Source organism: Streptomyces sp. NPDC107581 (genome assembly GCF_055657175.1).
Genome location: NZ_JBVKBH010000004.1, coordinates 257,341 through 277,526, shown reverse-complemented (window position 1 = coordinate 277,526; position 20,186 = coordinate 257,341). Strand labels below are relative to the sequence as shown.

17 protein-coding genes and 2 pseudogenes are annotated in these 20,186 nt (G+C 71.7%); 6 read left to right on the top strand and 13 right to left on the bottom strand.

What is annotated here, in order from left to right:
• Position 1: 1 nt before the first annotated feature.
• The 4 genes from ACZ7P3_RS11260 to ACZ7P3_RS11245 all read right to left on the bottom strand — a co-directional run bounded on the left by ACZ7P3_RS11260 (position 2) and on the right by ACZ7P3_RS11245 (position 7,921).
• On the bottom strand, positions 2 to 1,171 hold the full coding sequence (locus ACZ7P3_RS11260) for an ATP-binding protein (RefSeq protein WP_472080644.1): 1,170 nt from the start codon (positions 1,169 to 1,171) through the stop codon (positions 2 to 4).
• 49 nt (positions 1,172 to 1,220) lie between these two features.
• A complete protein-coding gene (locus ACZ7P3_RS11255) occupies positions 1,221 to 6,221 on the bottom strand; it encodes a hypothetical protein (RefSeq protein WP_472080643.1) in 5,001 nt (1,666 codons plus the stop codon).
• Positions 6,218 to 7,072, bottom strand: a complete 855-nt coding sequence (locus ACZ7P3_RS11250; protein ID WP_472080642.1) for a DUF4132 domain-containing protein — start codon at positions 7,070 to 7,072, stop codon at positions 6,218 to 6,220. The genes ACZ7P3_RS11255 and ACZ7P3_RS11250 overlap by 4 nt, the downstream gene beginning before the upstream one ends.
• Positions 7,073 to 7,516: 444 nt before the next feature.
• The gene (locus tag ACZ7P3_RS11245) at positions 7,517 to 7,921 is read right to left on the bottom strand and encodes a DUF5997 family protein (RefSeq protein ID WP_472080641.1); all 405 of its coding nucleotides are present in this window, start codon (positions 7,919 to 7,921) and stop codon (positions 7,517 to 7,519) included.
• Between the two features lie 58 nt (positions 7,922 to 7,979).
• Between ACZ7P3_RS11245 and ACZ7P3_RS11240 the strand changes: the two genes are divergently transcribed.
• Positions 7,980 to 8,786 carry a LysR family substrate-binding domain-containing protein gene (locus tag ACZ7P3_RS11240; protein ID WP_472080640.1) on the top strand — a complete coding sequence of 269 codons (807 nt, stop codon included), beginning with the start codon at positions 7,980 to 7,982 and terminating at the stop codon, positions 8,784 to 8,786.
• A 15-nt stretch (positions 8,787 to 8,801) separates the two neighbouring features.
• Here the strand turns inward: ACZ7P3_RS11240 and ACZ7P3_RS11235 are convergent, their stop codons facing one another.
• From ACZ7P3_RS11235 to ACZ7P3_RS11225, 3 genes are all read right to left on the bottom strand, one after another.
• Positions 8,802 to 10,304 carry an MFS transporter gene (locus ACZ7P3_RS11235; RefSeq protein ID WP_472080639.1) on the bottom strand — a complete coding sequence of 501 codons (1,503 nt, stop codon included), beginning with the start codon at positions 10,302 to 10,304 and terminating at the stop codon, positions 8,802 to 8,804.
• 321 nt (positions 10,305 to 10,625) lie between these two features.
• Positions 10,626 to 11,321, bottom strand: a complete 696-nt coding sequence (locus tag ACZ7P3_RS11230) for an HAD family hydrolase (protein WP_472080638.1) — start codon at positions 11,319 to 11,321, stop codon at positions 10,626 to 10,628.
• A 20-nt stretch (positions 11,322 to 11,341) separates the two neighbouring features.
• Complete coding sequence (locus tag ACZ7P3_RS11225; protein ID WP_472080637.1) at positions 11,342 to 11,818, bottom strand: Lrp/AsnC family transcriptional regulator; 477 nt, start codon at positions 11,816 to 11,818, stop codon at positions 11,342 to 11,344.
• Positions 11,819 to 12,118: 300 nt separating this feature from the next.
• Here ACZ7P3_RS11225 and ACZ7P3_RS11220 point away from each other — a divergent pair.
• Positions 12,119 to 12,412, top strand: a pseudogene (locus ACZ7P3_RS11220) (FUSC family protein); the annotation flags it as partial.
• A gap of 95 nt (positions 12,413 to 12,507) precedes the next feature.
• On the opposite strand, the gene ACZ7P3_RS11215 reads toward ACZ7P3_RS11220, so the two are convergent.
• The 4 genes and pseudogenes from ACZ7P3_RS11215 to ACZ7P3_RS11200 form a co-directional block, all read right to left on the bottom strand.
• Positions 12,508 to 13,041, bottom strand: coding sequence for a CbrC family protein (locus tag ACZ7P3_RS11215; protein WP_472080636.1), 534 nt, complete (start codon positions 13,039 to 13,041; stop codon positions 12,508 to 12,510).
• Positions 12,956 to 13,368: pseudogene (locus tag ACZ7P3_RS11210) on the bottom strand (WD40/YVTN/BNR-like repeat-containing protein); the annotation flags it as partial. The pseudogene ACZ7P3_RS11210 and the gene ACZ7P3_RS11215, both read right to left, overlap by 86 nt.
• Positions 13,369 to 13,517: 149 nt before the next feature.
• Entirely contained in the window at positions 13,518 to 14,711 is a 1,194-nt protein-coding gene (locus tag ACZ7P3_RS11205; protein ID WP_472081050.1) for a cytochrome P450 family protein, read from the bottom strand.
• Positions 14,712 to 14,933: 222 nt separating this feature from the next.
• On the bottom strand, positions 14,934 to 15,191 hold the full coding sequence (locus ACZ7P3_RS11200; protein ID WP_472081049.1) for a transposase: 258 nt from the start codon (positions 15,189 to 15,191) through the stop codon (positions 14,934 to 14,936).
• An 89-nt stretch (positions 15,192 to 15,280) separates the two neighbouring features.
• Between ACZ7P3_RS11200 and ACZ7P3_RS11195 the strand changes: the two genes are divergently transcribed.
• Positions 15,281 to 15,568 carry a hypothetical protein gene (locus ACZ7P3_RS11195; protein WP_472080635.1) on the top strand — a complete coding sequence of 96 codons (288 nt, stop codon included), beginning with the start codon at positions 15,281 to 15,283 and terminating at the stop codon, positions 15,566 to 15,568.
• 551 nt (positions 15,569 to 16,119) lie between these two features.
• Here ACZ7P3_RS11195 and ACZ7P3_RS11190 read toward each other — a convergent pair.
• Positions 16,120 to 16,563 carry a MarR family winged helix-turn-helix transcriptional regulator gene (locus tag ACZ7P3_RS11190; RefSeq protein ID WP_472080634.1) on the bottom strand — a complete coding sequence of 148 codons (444 nt, stop codon included), beginning with the start codon at positions 16,561 to 16,563 and terminating at the stop codon, positions 16,120 to 16,122.
• An 86-nt stretch (positions 16,564 to 16,649) separates the two neighbouring features.
• Here ACZ7P3_RS11190 and ACZ7P3_RS11185 point away from each other — a divergent pair, with 86 nt between their 5' ends.
• The 3 genes from ACZ7P3_RS11185 (at position 16,650) to ACZ7P3_RS11175 (ending at position 19,386) form a co-directional block, all read left to right on the top strand.
• Positions 16,650 to 16,913 (top strand): hypothetical protein, encoded by a 264-nt coding sequence (locus tag ACZ7P3_RS11185; RefSeq protein WP_472080633.1) that lies wholly within the window; start codon positions 16,650 to 16,652, stop codon positions 16,911 to 16,913.
• Complete coding sequence (locus ACZ7P3_RS11180; protein WP_472080632.1) at positions 16,913 to 18,439, top strand: MFS transporter; 1,527 nt, start codon at positions 16,913 to 16,915, stop codon at positions 18,437 to 18,439. The genes ACZ7P3_RS11185 and ACZ7P3_RS11180 overlap by 1 nt, the downstream gene beginning before the upstream one ends.
• Positions 18,440 to 18,576: 137 nt before the next feature.
• On the top strand, positions 18,577 to 19,386 hold the full coding sequence (locus ACZ7P3_RS11175; protein ID WP_472080631.1) for a transposase family protein: 810 nt from the start codon (positions 18,577 to 18,579) through the stop codon (positions 19,384 to 19,386).
• An 88-nt stretch (positions 19,387 to 19,474) separates the two neighbouring features.
• Here the strand turns inward: ACZ7P3_RS11175 and ACZ7P3_RS11170 are convergent, their stop codons facing one another.
• Positions 19,475 to 19,642: a hypothetical protein gene (locus tag ACZ7P3_RS11170; RefSeq protein ID WP_472080630.1), complete on the bottom strand. Its 168-nt coding sequence runs from the start codon at positions 19,640 to 19,642 to the stop codon at positions 19,475 to 19,477.
• Between the last annotated feature and the right edge of the window lie 544 nt (positions 19,643 to 20,186).

Below are 20,186 nucleotides of genomic sequence, written 5' to 3'. Positions count from 1 at the left end.
GTCAGCCCTCCAGGACCGTGCGCAGGTCCCACAGGGTCCGCCAGGTGGCGGAGCCCTGCTCGGCGCGGCGCCGGACGGGACCGTCCCAGTAGCCGCGCAGCCGGGCCGCGTCGGCCGGGTCGTCCTTGCGCACCACACCCAGGAGGTGGCCCGGGAGCAGGCCGAGGACATCGCGGTCACCGGGGAAGTACGCCGCGGCCAGACCCAGTGCGCCGGCGACGGACACGGCCTCCGCGGTGCTCATCACCGTGGACGGCCGCTCCACCTCCCAGCCCTCCGCCGACCGTCCCTCGCGCAGGTCCCGGAACGCGGTGACCAGAGCCTCCAGCACGGCGTCGTCCACCCGGAAGGGTGCCCCGGCCCGCTCCACCGACGCCCTGGCCTGGCTGCGCACCAGCGCGATCTCGGCATCGAGGTCCGCAATCGGGCCGACCGTCTCGAAGTTGAAGCGGCGCTTGAGCGCGGCGGACATCTCCGAGACACCCTTGTCACGCAGGTTGGCGGTGGCGATGAGGCTGAACCCGGGCGCCGCGTGCGCCAGCGCGTCCTCGCCGCCCGCCAGTTCGGGTACGGCGATGCGCCGCTCCGACAGCAGCGACACCAGGGAGTCCTGCACCTCGGGCAGGCAGCGGGTGACCTCCTCGACCCGGGCGATCGCACCCCGGGTCATCGCGGTCAGCACCGGGGACGGCACCAGCGCCTGCCGGCTGGGCCCCTGCGCGAGCAACAGGGCGTAGTTCCAGCCGTACTTGAGCTGGTCCTCGGTCGTACCGGCCGTGCCCTGCACGACCAGACCGCTGGTCCCGCACACGGCGGCCGACAACAGCTCGGACAGCAGGGACTTGGCGGTGCCGGGCTCGCCGACGAGCAGCAGGCCCCGCTCACCTGCGAGCGTCACGACGCACCGCTCCACCAGCGCCCGGTCACCGACGAACTTGCCCTCCACCACCAGGCGCCGCGGCACCGTGCCGGGCACCTCGGCGTCCTCGGGCAACCGCAGCGCCTGCCCGCCGCTGCCCATGACGAACGTGACGACGGCCCGCGGCGTGAGCCGCCACGCGGGCGGGCGCGGCCCGGCGTCGTACGCGGCGAGGAAGGCGAGTTCGGTGGCGTAGCGGTCCTCGGGCGGAACGATCTGCCGGGTCGCGTCGGGAACGAGGACTGTGGTCATCGGCTGGTGCCCTTCGGGGTGGTGCGGGTGGGGGGCGGGGTGCGGCGGGTCATCGGCGCCGCCCCCTGCGGTTCGCCCGCGTGGTCAGCTCCTCGTACGCCGGGGCGTTCCCGGCGCGGACGCGGTCCCAGGCGCGCGCGAACAGCTCCGGAACCGCGACCAGCGGCAGGGCGCGCTGATGGCCGAAGACCGGGTACAGACCCTCCTTCCAGGTCTCCACCGGCAGCGCCGGCGACTTCAACTCGCGCCAGCCGCAGGGCAGGAACAGGGTGCGCCCGGCGCGCGACCGCTTGGCCTCGACGACCTGCTCCGTCGCTGCCAGCTCCGCCCTGGCCTTCTTCATCCGGGCGGGTTTCCAGCCGGTCCAGCGCGCGCAGTTGCGGTCCGTCGGATCGGGCAGCGCCAGCAACTGGAGGTAGAGGGCCGCCGCGTCCTCGCCCAGGCCGTGCGCCGCGGCGACCTCGGCGACCAGGGCGGGAGCGCTGACGGTCGGGTCCTGCGCGTACCCCGAGGGCTCCCCGGTGCCCAGGCCGGCCTCGACGGCCCGGGCCAGCCCCTCGCCGAGGAGCGTGCGCAGCGTCCGCACACCACGGGCGCGTGCGCCGCCGACGAGGCCTTCCAGCAGCCCGAACACGGCGTCGTCGGGGCCGCCGAGCGCGGCGGAGCGGACCAGGACGGTCTCCGTGTCCCGGTACCAGGGGCGCAGCACGATCGCCTCGCCGACCCGGGTGAGCCCCTGTGCGTCGGCGCCCCCGGTCGCCGGGAGGCCGTAGGCCTTGCGCAGTTCGACGGCAGTCGAGCCGCCCTTCTCCGTCCACTCGACGTCCAGGTCGAGCAGCAGCTCCGGATCGCCCAGGCGGCGGCGCAGCGCGGCGAGCCCCTCGGGCAGGGACGCGCGCAGCGGGTGGCCGTAGGGCAGCACGTAGGCCAGCGCGGCCAGGGCGTCCACGGCGTACGTCAGATCGTTGCGGCCGGGCACCGCTTGGGGGTCCGCCCAGGCCAGGGTGCCGTCCTTGTCGGGCCGCAGGACCGTGGTGCCGGTCAGCCACGGGGTGCGGGTCGGGTTGAGCACCTGCTCCGCGTGTCCGGCGCCCGTCCCGGCCAGGTCGGCGGCGAGGTCCTCCGGCACGCGGACGAGCGAGCCGAAGCGCTCGGTCCACATCCGGCCCAGGGCCTGGATGTCGGGACCCGACACCCAGAGATCGGCGGGGTCCGCGGGCAGCAGGGCACCCAGGAGGGCGTTGCGCTCCTGGGGACCCAGGGCGTTCACCCGGGCGATCCCGAACTCGCGCTGGCGGGGCTTGAGTCCGATGGTGGCCAGCGCTTCGGCACCGGGGTCGTGCGGCAGGCCGGCCAGCAGCGCCGTGGCCTGGAGCGGACCGAGTCCGCCGTGGGTCGCCGCCACCAGCGCCTCCGGCAGCTCGGGACGCCAGGGGGCGGCGCCCTTGTCCCGGACCAGCCGGGTGAGGGTGGCGAGGTCCTCGGCGGACACGGCCGGGGAGTGCCGGACCTCGCGCTCCAGCGTGAAGTGGGCGATCGCACCGAACGTGCCGGAGGGGTCGTGGTCCAGCGCCAGCCAGTTCACCCGGTCCCGATCGCCGTCGATGTTCTGGCAGCCGAGGATCACCACCGTACGGCCGTTGCGGCGCAGCACCTGTCCGGCCCGCATCTGCTTGTCGTGCGGCTCCCCGAGAACGATCTCCCGGAGCACGCCGTCGGCCGCGAGGAGCGGCCCTTGCGCGACCGCTTCGAGCAGCAGGAGCAGCGGTTCCCGCTGGTCCCCGGTCAGCGTGGGCGAGGCGGCCCGGACAGCGAGCGCCTGCAGGACGCCCAGCACGGGCGGCCACACCCTGCCGATCGCGGGGACGGTGTGCTCGTCGCTGAGCCACCCGTCGGCGAGGGCGGCGAGCGGTTCCCCGCCGGGCAGTCGCTTGCCCTCGGCGTGCCTGCCGGACAGCACGTGGTTCACGGCCCGGATCTGGCGCAGCACGCTCCACTGCTCTCCCTGCCTCCAGCCGTGCAGGCCGATGACACCGGAGAGGGCGTCGTACAGGGTGCGGTCGTCGCCGAGCCGGGGGCTGTGATCGGCGAACATCTCCTCGATACCGCTGCGCGGCCCGCGCGGCCGCTCCTCGGGCGGGGTCGCGAAGGCGGTGGCCGATTCGGCGATGCGCAGCGCCACGCGGACCAGGGAGGCGAGACCGGTCAGCAGCCGCCCGTCGGCGCAGTCCGGCAGGGTCATGGCGACCGCTCCCAGGGCGACATGGTCGGCGGACGGCACGGCGGCCTGGGCGGCCTCGTCCGATCCGGCGTCGGCCAGCGCCTGCCGGCGTCCGGTCAGCGCCAGCGCCGTGACCCGCAGCAGCTCGGCCGCCTGCTCCTCGGACAGGGCGCGCAGCACGGCCGAGCCCTGCTCGTCGCGGGGACGCAGCGCGTGCCAGAACGGCAGGGGCGGTATCAGCCGTGTCCCGGCGGCGTACTCGCTGCCCCGGTCGCCCGGCGCCACCGAGCCCAGCTCGCCGTCCCGGGAGGTGTCCTCGGCGTCGAACAGACCCACCCGACGGTGTATCTGAGCGGCGACCGGCTCGGCGCCCCCGGGCAGCCGCAGCGCCCCGAGCGGCACCGCGTCCGCCCGGTCGTCCGAGGCCGGCATGGAGACCGTGCGCCCGTCCGGTGTCCCCGCGGTCCTGCGTGCCTCCTCGCCCCGGCCCTCCAGGCGCACCCAGCGGCCCAGCACCGTGCCGTCGGTGCCGAACGGGCTGTGTTCGAGCCCCGGTTGCAGGGGGAGCACCTCGCACCGGCCGGGCTGCAGCGAGGCGTCCTCGCGGATGCCGGAGCGCAGCAGCGCGGGCAGCGAGGCGCGGCCGTGCGTGCCGGTGGCCGGGTCGTACTCCAGCCACACCGTCTCCCGGCCCTGCCGGCCCTGGCGCCACAGTGTGGTGCCGTCGCCGATCACGGCACGGCTGGGCGGCAGCACCGTGTCCCCGGCGTGCAGGGTGCGGCCGCCGGTGGCGCGGCCGCCACCGGGCAGCGGGATCGAGGCGGCGTCGCCCTCGTTCCCGGACCAGTACGAGGGGAGCTGCTCCCCGCCGAGTTCGAACACGTCGGCGGGGCGGGCCGACCAGTAGCCGTGCTGCTTGCTGCCCTGCCGCCACATCACCAGCAGCTCGCCGTCCGCGTAGCGGAACCGGGGACGCTGCCAGCGGTCCAAGTCCTGGGGCAGGCGCAGGTCGTGGTCGAGGAGCACTCGGTCCGGTCCGACCACGACGGCCTTGTGCCGGCGGGCCAGGATCAGCGCGGGCCAGGCCTCGTGGACCGACAGGGCGTCGTCCTCGCCCTTCCGGGTCTCGGCGTCGAGCAGCTCCAGCGCCTCGTCGAGCGCGGGCCAGCCCAGCTCGTCCAGGATTCCGGCGCGCACGGTACGGCCGAGCAGCGGCGCCATCGAATGTCCGGCCACTCGGGCGACGGCGTCCGGGTTGACCTCGGAGGCGATCGACCGGAACGGGCGCAGCCGGTTCACGGCGGCGCGGGCACCGGGCAGGCCCCTCGCGCGCGTGAAGTCCGCTGCGGCCTCGTCCAGCCACGCGCGCAGCACGACCGAGAGCACGGGGTGGGCGGCGACGGTCTTCAGCAGTTCGGGGCCGCTCCTGTCCGTGCCGACCGCGTCGACGGCCTCGTGCAGCAGGCGTCGCAGGCGCGGGTCGGCCGCGACGGCCGCCAGGTCCCGGCGGCCGGTCCGGGGGTCCCTCAGCCAGTCTGCGAGCGGCAGGAACACCTTCACCTCGGTGCCGGGCACCGTGAGCGGGATGCCCTCGGCCGCGCACAGGTCGAGCAGGTCGAGGTCGGCTCCGGCGTGCCAGCGGCCGGTGAACAGGTCCACGGCCCGGCCGGCGGCCCGCAGCGGACCGGCCATGCGCTCGACGAGCGCCAGCGTGGCCGGTGAGCGCCGCGACCAGGACCCGCCGTGCTTGCGGAAGGCGGCCCAGCGGCTCAGCCAGCCGGCGGGGTCGACGTCGTGCTCCTCGGCCGCCTCGGCGTCGGTCAGCAACCGCTCGGCACCGCACTGCGCGAGCAGCGCCAGCCAGAACTCGTCGTCCTCGACCTCCCGGCCGAGCCCGGCCGGCATGATCTCCAGCAGGCGGGCGCGCACGGCGGGCCGGCGCTCCGCGAGGACGGGCAGCACCGTGCGGTAGGCGTTCCAGAAGGACGCGGGTGCCCGGACGGCGGCGGGGGAGGCGATCAGATCGGCGACCAGGGCGCATTCCTCGGTGCTCCGGTCCAGGCCCGCCGCCTTGATCAGCCCTCGCGCGTCCTGCGGCAGCGAGGCGTACGGCGGCATTCCGGCCGCACAGCGCTCCACCGTCAGCTGCCGGAACTGCGCCCACGCGGCGGCCGGGTCGAGCCGTCGGGCGAGGTCCTTCACGTGCTCCTTCAGGGCCTTGACGGTCAGCGCTCCGGCGAAGGCGAACTCCAGGAACACCGCCCGCTGCCGCTCCTCGTCCACGGCGAGCGCGTGCACCCGCTCGGCCTCCCGGGCCTTGCCGAAGAAGGCGGCGGCGTACGTGGTGTTCTCGTGCTGCAGGAAGACCCGCGCGGCCTGCTCGTAGAAGGTCGGCAGGAAGTGCGGCACGGCCCGGTCGAGCCGTTCGCCGAGCGCCTCGAAGCCCTCCTTGGCCGTGCCCGGCCGGGACTTGGCCTGACCGGCGAGCCGTTCGACGTCCTTGACGAGGGCGAGCGCGTGGTGCCCGTTCGCCGGGTCGTTGACCAGCGCCCAGGCCGGGAAGCCCAGGGTCTCCTTGCGTACCTGTCCGACGTCGGGCGCCTCCGGCCTGCGGGCGAGGCCCAGGAACTCCAGCGCCAGGTCCTCGGCCTGGCCGAGGGTGCCCGGCACCAGGCGGATCACAGGCCGGTCGTCCAGGGCGGGATGGGTGTAGGTGCGGACGGTGAGGCTGTCGGCGTCCTCGCGCGCGGTGCTGCCCGGCGGCAGCACGGCGCCGGCGTCCAGCAGAGCGGCCGCGGTGGTCTCGTCGTACCCGGTGATGGCTGTCATGCCGCCTGCTCCTCGTCCTGGATGTCCCGTCCGGCGTACAGCGCGGCCGCCATGCGCATGCCCTCGGACCAGGCCACCGGCCCCACCTGACCGAGCTTCAGCGCGCGACCCGCGGGGTCGGCCCACACGAGCGCGCCGGTCTCGGCCTCGTCCCAGCCGTCGTAGTCGCCGACCCAGACGCGGGCCTCGACGGTGCGGCCGTCCTCCAGGACGGAGCACACCGCGTGTCCGCCGCGCACGCGGTAGCCGAGCTGGACGACCCTGCCGTGCAGGAAGCGCAGTTCCTTGTACGTGCCGCCCGCGTACTCCTCCACCTGAGTGGCCTCCGCGTCGAGGGCGGCCGGGCGGTGCCAGACCTCGCGGAAGAGCTGCTGGGCGCGCTGCTCGACGCCCAGCTCGACGGCGAACTCCCGCAGGTCCTCAAGGTCGTCGAGGAGCACCGGGTGCGGGATGCGGACGAGGTCGGGAGCGGTGCGGACGGTGTCGCCGTCGAGGTCCACCAGGCCGAGGCCGCGCTCGGGGCCGGCGTCCCGCAGGAAGCCGGCGACCCGTCCGTCGGCACCGGTGACGACGAGGTCGCGCAGGGCGGCCTGCCAGGCGGGGTCCGGCCACACGCGGGTGACGACGGCGAGCGGCACCGGCAGCGAGCGGACCATCCACCGCTCCACGTCGGCCAGGCACCGCCGCTCGTGCCGCTCCAGCCACTCGGCGAGCTGCCTGAGGCCCACGACCGCCGGATCGTCGGTGAGCTTCGCGGGCACGGACTTCAGCCGCCGCCCGGCCGCGTTGCGGCAGACCACCTTTCCGCCGTCGAGCGCGACCTGGTAGTCGCCGGCCGACACCCACCCCATACGTGCCTCCCCGCACCGCAGTGATCAAGTGACGGGAACTCTAGGGGAGGCCACTGACAACGCCGTCCGCCGCCCGTGGCGCGCGCCTCCGGACGGAACCGGCCACGGTGGATTGCGGACGAGCGGGGGCGGAAGCGGAACGGTTCCACCGCTGCATCGGACGACGGCCGGCAGGCCGCATCGGACGGCTTGACCGCCGCATCGGACGGCTGAATCAGCGAAGCGGAACGGCCGAACCGGCGAAATGGACAGCCGGACCGGCGAAGGGGCCGGGCGAACTGCCGCATCGGACGGCTGGACCGGCGAAGGGGCGCGGTGAACCGCCGCATCGGACGGCTGGACCGGCGAAACGGTCGGCCGAGCCGCCGAGGCGGACGGCTGGACCGGGGAAGCGGCCGGGCGAGCCGCCGAGGCGGACGGGTGAACCGGTGGAGCGGATGGGCGTCAGCGCCCCTCGGCGCCGTCCCTCTCCTGCCGCTCCTGGTGCAGCTTCTTGATCCGCACCGCTTCCTTGCGGACCTCCGCCTGGGTGGCGCGCTCCTTCTCCAGCCACTCGGGCTGCTCCTGCTTGAGCGCCTCGACCTGTTCGGTGGTCAGCGGCTCGGTGATCCCGCCGCGCGCGAGGCCGGCGATCGACACACCGAGCTTCGCGGCGACCACCGGGCGCGGGTGCGGGCCGTTCTGCCGCAGCTCGCGCAGCCACTGGGGCGGATCGGCCTGCAGTTCGTTCAGCTCGGCGCGCGAGACCACGCCCTCCTGGAACTCGGCGGGGGTGGCGGGGAGGTACACACCCAGCTTCTTCGCCGCGGTCGCGGGCTTCATCGTCTGGGTGCTCTGCTGCGAACTCATGAGGTCAAGGGTATCGGCCGCGTGCCGCAAGGCCGACCACGGCCGGTAACCTGGCCTGGTGACAGGCTCGCAGGAATCACCGTCGTTCCGGCTCGCGTACGTCCCCGGAGCGACGCCCGCCAAGTGGGCGCGGATCTGGAACGAGCGCCTGCCCGGCATCCCGCTCACCCTTCTCCAGGTCCCCGCCGGCGAGGTACCGGACATGCTGCGCGCGGGCGAGGCCGACGCGGGGCTCGTACGGCTGCCGGTCGACCGCACGGTCTTCAGCGCGATCCCCCTCTACACCGAGACCACGGTGGTCGTCGTCCCCAAGGACCACCTGATCACGGCGGTGGACGAGGTGAACCTGGCCGATCTCGCCGAGGAGGTGCTCTTCCACCCCCTGGACGACGTCTTCGACTGGGACGCCCCGCCCGGCGAGCCCGCCTTCGAGCGCCCCGCGACGACACCGGACGCCCTCGAGCTGGTGGCGGCCGGCGTCGGCCTGCTGATCGTCCCCCAGTCCCTGGCCCGCCTGTACCACCGCAGGGACCTCACCTACCGCCCGGTCGTGGACGCTCCCCAGTCGAGCATCGCGCTGTCCTGGCCCGAGGAGGCCACCACCGACCTGGTGGAGGACTTCATCGGCATCGTCCGCGGCCGCACGGTCAACAGCACGCGGGGGCGTACGGCGGCCAAGGGCGAGGCCGAGCAGAAGCAGAAGCGTCCGGAGCAGGGGGGCTCCCGGCAGAAGCCCGCAGGCTCGAATTCGACGGGCGCGAAGTCGACGGGCGGCAAGCCCGCGAGCCGTACCGCACGGGGCCGCGCGGGATCGGGCGGCGCGGGCAAGCCGGCCAAGCGGGGCAAGCCGCGCCGCAGGTCGTGACCCCTCACGCACCGCTCAGACACCGCGCTTGACCGCTTCCTCCGCCCCGCCCTCCTCGGAACCCCGCCGGACCGTCCCGCCCGCGGCCTCCTGCTCCGGACGCACCTGGCGCTCCCGCAGGTCCGCGACCGCCAGTAGCAGCGCGATCATGATGATCCCCACGGCGGTGAGCAGCCCGAGCTGAATCGCCGTGACGGAGCGTCCGTGGTTCGCCTGGTGCGCGAAGTACACCGCGCCCACCACCGCGATCCCGGCCGCCGAGCCGATGCGCTGCCCCGTCTGCAGCACGCCGCCGGCCGCACCGGCACGGTGCACGGGAACGCGGGTGAGGGTGAGGGTCGTGTTGGGGGAGACCGTGATGCCGGAGCCGATCCCCCCGATGAACATCGGCAGTGCCGTGGCCCACCCGACGCTCTCCAAGGGCACCAGCCGGACCGCCACGACCGCCCCGAGCAGCCCCACCGCCACCCCGCTGAGCCCCATGACGACGATCTTGCGTCCGTACCGCACCACCAGCCGGCCCCCGATGGCGGCGCCGACCGCCGAGGCGGCCGCGAAGGGCAGGACGCTGAGCCCCGCGGCCAGTGCGCTGTAGCCGACCGTGTTCTGCAGGAACAGCGCGTAGACGAAGAACACCGTGGTGAAGCCCGCGAAGTAGGTCAGGCTGATCAGTGCGCCGAGCGTGAAGGACCGCAAGGAGAACAGGTCCAGGTCGACCAGTGGCGCCCGGCCGAGCCGCCCCTGACGGCGCTCCCACACCCAGAACGCGGCCAGCAGCAGCGCGGCCACCGGCATCAGCGCCCACTTCAGCCGCCCGGTCCACTGCTGCTCCTGCACCAGGGGCAGCATCAGCGCGAGCACGGCCGAGCCGAGGAGCAGCACCCCGAACAGGTCGAACTCCTCCCGCCTGCCCGCGGACGCCGGGTAACGGGGCAGCAGCCGCAGCCCCGCGACGAGGGCGGCCACCCCGATGGGCAGGTTGACGAAGAACACCCAGCGCCAGCCGTCGTCGGTACCGACGGCGTCGATCAGCAGGCCGCCCGCCAGCGGGCCCACCGCGGTCGAGACCCCGATGACGCTGCCGAGCAGGCCGAAGGCCTTGGCCCGCTCGGCGCCCTGGAACATCTGCTGGATCAGCCCCGAGGTCTGGGGTGCGACCATGCCCGCGGCTGTGCCCTGGATCAGCCGGAACAGCACCAGCCAGGAGGCACTGGGGGCGAGCCCGCACGCGGCCGAGGCCAGCGTGAACACGGCGAGCCCCAACAGGAAGGCCTGGCGCCGCCCGCGCATGTCGCCCAGCCGGCCCGCCGGCACGAGGGCCAGCCCGAAGGTGAGGGCGTACCCCGACACCACCCATGACTGGGAGGCCTCGGAGGCGCCCAGTCCGTGCTCCATCGAGGGCAGTGCCACGTTCACGATCGAGGTGTCGAGCAGCGAGATGAAGCCCGCTGTCAGACAGACCGCGAGCGCCTTCCACCGCCGGTCGTCGGGGGCGGGCCGGGCCTGGACTGTGGTCATGGGGTCACGCTAAGCAGCCGCCAGGCTCAACGCACGCAAGGAGCGCTTCCGCGCGCGTCGTAGCCGCCGCCGAGACCATCGGTCCCCGCCTGCGCCCTGGCAGCGGCCGGTCCGCACCGGCGCCGTGACGGCCGGTCCGCGCCTGCGCCGAAGCAGCGGCCGGTCCGCGCCGGCGCCGTGACGGCCGGTCCGCGCCTGCGTAGCAGCGGTCGGTCTGCGCCTGCGCCGCGCCTGCGTCGTAGCGGCCGCTCCGTGCCTGCACCGCAGCGGATGGGGAAGAGGCGGGTGAGGGGCAGCGGTACCCACGGGTGGGGGAGCCGATCAGGCCGAGCGGGCCGCTTCCGTGAGCCAGGCGTACGCCGACTGTGCCGTGAACTCCGCCTGGCCGCCCCGCAGCAGCAGCGCCGCCGTGGCGAACCCCGGCGCGTCCGCCTGGGCGGCCACGTACGGGACGGCGATGCAGCGCATTCCGGCCGCGTGTGCGGCGGCCGCGCCCGGGGCCGCGTCCTCCAGGACCACGCAGTCGGCGGGGTCCGCGCCGAGCCGCCGGGCCGCCTCCAGGAAGACGTCGGGGGCGGGCTTGCCGTGCGCCACCTCGTCGGCGGAGACGGCCGTGCGCAGGAACGCGCCGAGGCCGGTCCCGGCGAGGACGGCCTCGATCGCTTCGCGGGACGAGCCGGAGGCCACCGCCAGCTGGACCCCCTCGGCGGCCAGCAGTTCCACGAACTTCCGCATCTCGGGATACGCGGGCGTGCCGCTGCGGGCCAGTTCCAGATAGCGCCGGTTCATCGCGGCGAGGAGCTCGTCCAGCGGGGCACGCAGGCCATAGCGCTCCTGCCAGAGCGCGACCGTCTCCAGGGTGCTGATCCCGACATAGCTCTCGTGTTCCGCCCAGGTGAAGTCCGGGACGCCGTGTTCGGCCAGGGTCCGCCGGCTCGCCTCGTAGTAGTTCGGCTCGCTGTCCACCAGCGTTCCGTCGAGATCGAAGATGACCGAAAGAGTCCCGAGCGTGCTCATGCGGTCCAGGATGCCAAGGGTCAGGCGCGGGCCGCCCGCCCGAGCGACTCGACCAGCGGCAGCAGCCGGTGCGGCACCCGCTCGCGCAGGGCCACCTCGGTACGGGTGCGCACCACTCCCGGCAGGCTGATCAGTTTCTGGATCACATCCTCCAGATGGGCGTTGTCCCGCCCCACCACCCGGGCCAGCAGATCCCCGCCGCCGGTGATCGAGAACGCCTCCACGATCTCCGGCACGGCGGCCAGCGCGTCCCCGACGTCGTCCAGGTGGCCCTGGGTGACCTCGATGTGCACGAACGCGAGCACCGGGTGGCCGAGCGCCGCGGGGGAGAGCGAGGGGCCCGTACCGGTGATCACGCCGTCCCGTTCCATGCGGTCCAGACGGGCCTGCAGCGTGCCCCGGGCGACGCCCAGGGTCCGGGCGTACTCGCGCACGCTCGTGCGCGGCTGCTCCAGGAGCAGCCGCAGGATGCGGGTGTCGAGCTCGTCCACGGTCATGAGGCACGACTGTACCAATGGCTCAGCGGAGCGAAGTGCAGAGATGCCGCCCGACCTGGTCCGTTGGCTTTCCGGTGAGCGGAGGAGTTGATCCGGCAATGGGCCATTGGCGCAGTGATGAGGACAACACCTGAGCCATCGAGCTCTGTGAAGCTCTCATGGACACATCGATGGCGCTGCGGATCCCCGCGGCGCCTTTCGTATGTGGGTGGTCCACGTGTTCACAGGTGTTCAGAGGTGTTCACAGCTGTTCAGAGGTGTTCGCGGGTGTTCTCAGGTGTTCTCCAGGGGAGGGAAGCAGTGCTGAAGAGAGTGTTCGCGGCGCCGGACCCGGGGTGGGTGCGCTTGTGCTTCGCCGCGCGGGCCGTCCTCGGCATCGGGCTTGCGGTCGTGGTGTGCGGGCTCGCCGGGCACTCCCTGCCGGGTGCGGTCACCGGCGGTCTCGCCGCCCTGCTCGCCCTGTTCACCGTCGCCGACGCCACCGTGCGGGGGCAGGCGGTCACCACCGCGCTGCTGCCCGCCGTCGGCCTGCCCGTGCTCGCCGTGGCCGCCGAGCTGCACGATCACCCGGTCGCCCGGGACCTGGCGTTCCTCGGCAGCGCCGTGCGCCGCCCTCGGTGAACAGGTCGGGCATCAGCGTGAAGTACCCAGCGCCGGCCAGGCGCTCGGCTTAGCGGAGCATGACGTCGTCAACGCCGAGTACCTCGTGTGCAATGACCACGCCCGGCCAGGGTCCTGGGCCATCCGGTCGGGTGAGGTGCCTCTTCAGCCTCTGCGAGCCCCCGGCCGGGCCACTCAGGCTGCTCAATGGCTTCAACAGCAGACATGGAGCTTCTCCCGGAGGCTAAGTGCGTTGGGTGCGGTTCTTCTGAAGGGATGATCAGTTCGATCTCGCGAGCTGCCGAGCTCAGTGGCCGTAATGAGGCGTCGGCGTAGGTGAGATAGGTGTCGCAGACGGGGCAGCGGAACAGCATCGCGGTGACACCTTCGCCAAGGTGGGTGAGGAACTGCTCGAGTTGGGCGGCGTCGTGCCGGCCGTCGATGCGCAGGTCCTGCCTCAGTTGGTCGAGGGCCCCGGGATGGGCTGCCAGCTCGCTGTAGCTGACCCCGCCGATGAAGGCGGCCGCGTCGTGGCAGCGGGTGGTCCCACAGGCCGCGTACGAGCTCGAAGATCTCGCCCCCGTCCGCAGAACGGAACAGCGCGGTGGGCTCCGCCCCCGCATACACCACCTCGGGCCCCTCGGCGGGCGCCGGGATCAGCTGTCACACCCGCTCGAGCGAGACCCCGGTCCCCTCCGGGAAGCGCACGGCGGGCCGCTCGGGCTCCTGCCAGCTGGCGCCGAGGTCGTCGGAGTGGAAGACGCTCGGCCCCAGTGCGCGCTGTCCCCGGAGGCGAGCAGCCGGGGCCCGCTCGAGTGCCGCGCGTGGATGGTCTCGGCGAACACGGCCTGGTCGGGGAAGGGCGACTCCTCGAACTCCCATGCCCTGTCGTGCCGGTGGGCGAGGAAGAGCCCCTTCCTGGTGCTCACCAGCAGCAGGGTCGCGGTCATGACGATCGCCTCTCTCCTGTCCAGTGCGTGACGCCTCTGTCGCAGCGCTGCGGACAGTGCGGACCCCGCCGCTGACAGTCCCCGCTGACCTGCGCGAACGGCGTGCCGCGACCGCTCACCCGCCCGTCAGCCCGCCCGCGGCGGGCGTATCACCACCGCACCGGCAGGCTCCGCCTCCCCCGGATCAGCATCCCCGGGAGCCACTCCCCCGGCTCCCCGTCCGCCGCCAGGTCCGGGCAGCGCTCCAGTAGCGTGCGCAGCGCCACCTCGCCCTCGAGGCGGGCGAGCGGGGCGCCCAGGCAGAAGTGGATCCCGTGTCCGAAGGAGAGATGGCCCCGGGCCTCGCTACGCCGTACGTCGAAGCGTTCCGGATCGGGGAAGCGCGCCGGGTCGTGGTCCGCGCCGGCCATGGCGATCAGCACGATGGCACCGCGCGGCACCCGTACGCCGCCGACCTCGGTCTCCTCCAGGGCGATGCGCGGCGTGGTGGTCGCCACCGGCCCGTCGTAGCGCAGCGTCTCCTCCACCAGCCCCACCGCCAGCCCCGCCGGATCGGCCCGTACGGCCGCCAGCTGCTCGGGGTGCGCGAGGAGCGCGCGTACCGCGTTGCCGATCGTGTTGACCGTCGTCTCGTGCCCGGCGACGAGCAGCAGGAAGGCCAACGAGACCAGCTCGTCCTCGGTGAGCCGGTCGCCGCCCTCGTCGACCGTGTGGACGAGGGCGCTGAGCAGGTCCTCCCCGGGGCTCTCGCGCTTGGCGGCGATGAGCTCTGTGAGATACGGCATGACCTGCTCGTACGCCTCCTTCTCCGCCTCGGGGCTGGTGGGCGCGAGGGTCTCATTGGACCAGGCGTGGAAGGAGGCGCGGTCCAGGCCGGGGACGCCGAGCAGTTCGGAGATGACGATCATGGGGAGCGGGGAGGCGAACGCCTCGATGAGGTCGGCGCGGCGCGCTCCGTCCGCCGTCATGCGGTCCAGCAACTCGTCGGTGATCTCCTGGACGCGGCCCCGCATCCCCTCGACCCGCCGGGCCGTGAACTCCCCCGCCACCAGCTTCCGCAGCCGGGTGTGGTGGGGCGGGTCGCTCATCAGCATGTTGGCGTTGCCGAGCATGTTCAGGGCGTACGGCGGGCTCCAGCCGGTCTGCCGCCACTCGCGATGCCAGTCCCGGCTGAGCTGCGGGGCGGTGAAGGCCTCGCGCGCGGCCTCGTACCCGACCACGAGCCACACCACGCCCCTATCGGGCGTCACTACCTGGTGCACCGGACCGCGCTCGCGCAGCCGCGCGAAGGCGGTGTACGGGTCGGCGTCGAAGTCGGGGCTGAGCGAGGCGAGTAACTCGATCCCGCCGGGGCTGTCGGGCCGTTCGGTTCTGTCGGGTATCGCGGGATCGGCGGCGGCGGCGTTCTCGGTCTCGGTCTCGGTCAAGACGGAATTCCTTTCCCTCAGGCCCGGGTTAACCGGCCCCCGCCGACCACTCCGAGCACGGCCGTTTACTCTAATCCCGCACCCCCACCCGCACAACTGTCCACTCTCCTTGCTACTGACCTTGAATGCGTGATGTCGTCACGGTGAATCGAGGAGTCTGGTGCCGGTGAGGCAGCCGTCGAGGACGTCGTGTCGGTACTGGAGTTGGCGGAGGCCGTGCCGGATCGCGGTGATTAAGTCGGCTGGGGTCCTGAAGACCCGGTTGGCGGTGGTGGTGCGGTGCAGGACGGACCAGATGCCTTCGACCGGGTGGAGGTCGGGTGCGTAGGGCGGTAGCTGGTAGACGGTGAGCCAGTCGCGGTCGGTGAATGTAGCGGCGCATTCCGGCGGTGAGATAGGTGTTGAGGTTGTCCCCTCCTCCTCGCTTCCCTTTTATACGAGGGAAGCGGCACATGCCGGGCCCGGTCTCCGGACGGCCGTCGCCGGTGATCGTCACGATCTTGCCGACGACGGCCATCGTGCTGGACGAACCGAGTGCGCAGAACGTCGGTCTCGGTGGCGTCGAGTCCGGTCTCGCTGCCACCTTCCACGCGGGCGAACAGGTAGAGCAGGGAGGTGTGGGGCTGGAATCCCAAGCCGAGGGAAGTGGCGGTGAGCCAGAGCCGTTGCAGGGCGCGGCCGCCGTTGACGAAGGCGTGTGGGCCCTTGCTTGGGATGGTGAAGCAGCCGACGGCCGACGAGACGGCAACTCGCTTGCAACTTGGCCGAGTTGACCGGTCAAAGGCCTGCTCTTAGCCCTCCCGCTTCGGGTGTCCTAGTGCTTTGGGCCACCAACGGGGCCTCAGAGCCAACAACTGGCCGTGACACCGATCAGAGCCCTGCCGTGGAGAGGGCCCACTCGTCTGCATGCAAGGAGTGAGTCTGTGCTGGCCGGACAGACCGCAGGCGTACGACCGCCAGGGGCAGCCCGTCGCTGCACTAGATGCGGATGCCGTCTGAACAGGTACAACGGTGGCAGCCGCTGTTTCACGTGCAGCCGGAGTACCGCCATACCTGAGGCAGCCCGCCGACGATTCCCCCGGACATATGGGCAGGGTCATTGCGTGATCGAGATCTGTCCGGGTTCGTTATGTGAGACCGAGGGCTCGTAGGGGCCGGCGTGGCGGAAGGCGGCGGCGATGTTGGTCTGGCCGTCTTGGCGGAAGACGCTGATGGCGAGGTTATGCAGCGAGGCCATGGCACGGGGCAGGTGGGACGTCGGATTGGTCCACCCCGCACGTCTTCCCAAACGGAGGATGCTGTCCGGCGCTGACGGCCGGAGGCGTCAGTCCGGGGGAGTGTCGATGAGCAGGCGAATACCGTCGATCAGCGCCTGCGCCTGCCCATCGGGCCAGTTCGCGATCCGGCCCGCGAGGTGCTGGGTCAGCGCGTTGCGGAGCTTGGTGACCGTGGCGCGGCCCTTGGGCGTCAATGCGAGCAGGGTGGCCCGGCCGTCGCAGGGGTCGGGACTGCGCTCGATCAGGCCCGCGCTTACGAGCCGGTCGGCATAGCGACTCGCGCCGGATCGGTCGATACCGACCTCGTCGGCGAGCCGCGCCGCAGATTGCGGTCCTAGCCTGGCCAGCCCACTGAGCACCGGATAGGTCTGACGATCGACACCCGTCGGCGCCGAGTCGAGGATCGCGTCGTAGAGCGCGCTCCGGTTGCGCCGCAGCAGCAGCTGTCCCAGCGCTTGCCCCAGGTCACGTGCCAAGCCTGTATCCGCCATCCAGCAATGATACGTGCGAACCGCACGGAATGGGCGTAGAGTTGTTGCGTGCAAGCCGCACGTAATTTTCTTGGGAGGGAGGTCTGATGGCCATACGTCACGTGCCGACCCGGCGGATCATCGGTCAGCCGGACGCCGTTGCGGTCGACATCGCGCGCTACTTCCAGCCGTCCGACGTTCCGGTCGCTGATGACGTCGTCAGCGACTACTCGGGGTTCGGCGAGCACATCACACAGTTTCTCCGACGCACGTTGCTCAGCCTTGCAGACACCGAGCTTGCGACGATGATCGGCGCGGTCGAGGTCGTCAAACGGCTGACTGGCACGCGGCGGACCGAAGGGGCACGGTGATGGCGGAGAGGCGTCGCAGCACGCTGATCGGGCCTGTGCTGGTGCTGGCCACGCTGGTCTCCAGCATCATCAGCTCGTTCGGCGCTCCGCTGATCCCCACTGTCGCTCGCGAATTTCATGAGTCGCTGAGCGCGGCCCAGTGGTCGCTGACGGTGGCGCTGCTGGTCGGCGCGGGGAGTTCCCCGGTCCTGGGCCGGCTCGGCGACGGCTCGCGACGGCGAGTGACGTTGCTCGGTGGCTTGGCTGTGGTCACGGCGGGTGGTGTCGTGGCTGCGCTGGCAGGCAATATGGGGATATTGCTCGTCGGCCGCGGGCTGCAAGGCGTCGGACTCGGCCTGGCGCCGCTGGCGATGGCCACCGCTCGGGACGCACTGCCTCAGGCCAAGGTCGCGCCGATGATCGCACTGTTGTCGGTATCGGCGGGGGCCGGCCTCGGCGCCGGTTACCCGATCAGCGGGTGGATCGCCGGGGCGTGGGGATTGGCGGGTGCGTACTGGTTCGGTGCGTTCGTGTCCGGCCTCGCGTTGATCTGTGTCGCCGCAGTCGTACCGTCGAGCGCGGGGCGCAGTGCCCCTGACCGGCTCGACCGCGTCGGCGCCGTGCTGCTCGCACTGGCGCTGGTCACCGCACTGGTGGCAGTGGCAGAGGGGACACAGTGGGGTTGGGGTTCGCCAGCGATCATCAGCCTCTTGGCCGCCGGGGTGATGCTCTTCGCGGTCTGGGTCGTGCAGCAGCTGCGCGCCGAGAACCCGCTGGTTCAGCTGCGTCTGCTGCGCCATCCATCCGTACTTTCCGCCGATGCCTGCGCCATGGTGCTCGGCGTCGCGATGTACATGGTGCTTTCGGGAGTGACGGAGTTCGTGCAGTCCCCACGCTCGGGCGGATTCGGATTCTCCGCATCGTCAGTCGTGGCCGGCCTCGTCCTCATCCCCCTGTCCTTCTTCATGCTGATCAGCTCCCGCACCCTGCCAACCCTGGTGACACGCGTGGGGATCCGGGCGGTGCTGACGCTGGGCTGCCTTGTGGCCGCGCTGGGCTGCGGATTCTTCGCCATCCTCCATGGCGCCCTGTGGCAAGCCTTCGTCATGACAGGTGTCCTGGGAGTGGGACTGGGCACCACCTTCGCCGCGATTCCCGGTTTGATCGTGCAGGCGATCCCCGCCCGGGAGACAGGGAGCGCCATGGGCTTCTACCAGGTGGTCCGCTTCACCGGCTTCTCCCTGGGCAGCGCGCTCACCGCCACCATCCTGGCCGCTCATGCCGATGGCAACGGCCAACCAACGGTGGCCGGCTACACCATGGTGCTGTGGATCTCCGCCGGCTTCTGTGTCCTCGCCGCCGCCGTTGCCTGGTTCCTGCCCGCCCGATCCACCCGGCTCACGCCCGCGGAGCGCCTGCCCGCCGACGAGACCCGGCTACTGGAACAGACCGACAGCGACGACCTCTCGTCGTGGGCAGTCCCCAGGCCTGACGACCTGCGCCGGAGTCCATCATGCGGGCCCCCACCGGACAGGGGCGTTGTGTGATGAGGATCGGTCCGTTCGCCAGTCTCGCGAGTGACGTGCCGTCATGTCCGCTGTGCAGCAAGGAACCCCGCAAAGCAGAGCAGGCACGGTACTGGTGATCATGTGGTTGTCGAGACCCATGAGAACCGAGCGAGACCGTGCCAGCCCGAACATCCTCGCCCATCCCTTCCGCACTGGAGCAACTGGGCCCCCTGAGTGATCCCCTCACCTCAAGCGATGTCGTTGACCTGCGATGTTTCCTGACCCTGGTCGCCGATCCCCGCGATGCGCGTGGACTGCGCTATCCGGCCATCGCGCTGCTGTGCGCAGCCGTCTCGGCGGTGCTGACCGGGGCTCGGTCGCTCATCGCGATCGGTGAGTGGATAACGGATGCCCCGCAGCATGTGCTCGGTGTCCTCGGTGGCCACCTGCTCGACCGTGACACCCGGGCCGCGGTTCCTCGCGACCCGCACGACGTCCTGGCGGAACTCTTCCGGATAGGGCTTGGGTACAGCGACATCCTTCCCACCCGCCCCTCAGGGCAAGCCAGTTCAGATGCCACCCGATCGTGCAGCAGACCCCAGCAGACCCGGGCCTGTTGGGTAGTGCATGCCAAGAGCCAGTTGACCGAGACAGCGGCACTGATCGACCGCGCCACCGCCGCCGTACAGGACCGGCGTCTCGAACACCTCGTCCGGCGGCGGCAACAGCAACGACGCCTCGTGCGCAAACCGCGCGGAACCCGTGCGCAAACCGCGCGGAACCCGTGCGTAATTCCGGAACATCTGGCGCTCGAACTGCCTGGTCAGCAGCAGTACCCAACGCCCGACATCGGGCTAGGCGTCGGATGCGCTACCTCGTTCTCCGCGAGGCGGATCGGCTCGCCGACCCACGACGAGAGCCTCGACCTGCGACGCAAACTTGCCCGCCGCGGCGGCATTGGAGTGGCTCTCCCGCATCTGCGGTGAGCTGGACGAGGCTCCAATGTGGTGGCGACAAATCCGCTCGCCCTGTACGTCCGCACGGCTGTGGGTGTGTGGCTGGGAGTCCCAATCCTCAGTGGATCTTCTGCTGCTCAAGCCACTTAAGAACCTCGGTCCTTTTATGCAGAACCTTCGTATTTCGACCTTTACTGAGTTCATAGCCTTTTCCAAATTTGGCCACTTCCCGGTAGACCCAGCTTGCCGACATGTTCAGCATCGCTGCGAGCTCATTGGTATCCATGAGGACGGGCTCCACTCGGTGGGTCCTTCGAGGAGGGTTGGGCGAAGGCTGGATGCCATTAGGAGGGGTCTTCGCGGCGTCGAGCATCGGAGTCCTTTAGGCGGGTATCGGTCAACATCTTCCGCAGTGCGCTACTGCCACGTATCGCACACGGGTGACACCTATGTTCCGGAGCATCCCCGGTTTCCATAACCGGGGATTCGCTGCTATATACGGTCGATCCGCCAGCAGGTTTGGTGTCCATGGCGGTCGGTTCACGGGCGTTGGGCAGATTGGCTCGCTGTGAGCCGGAATCGGGTGCGTCTTCGCAGTCGTCGGGGAGTCGGCCAGGTGAGATGCGGTGGAAGTCGCCGTGAGGTCGCAGATGGGCGTGGCGCGTGGCTACCAGAGTCCGGTGGGGTAGGTCAGGTGTTGCCCAGGGCCTGGGGTGAAGTCTGATCCATTGGCATCCCGGCGGTCGACATCGAGGCGGATCAGCTGTGCCATTGGTGCAGTCAATGGTGCGACAGTTGAGCCAATGGGTAGGGCGGTGGTTACCTTTGTC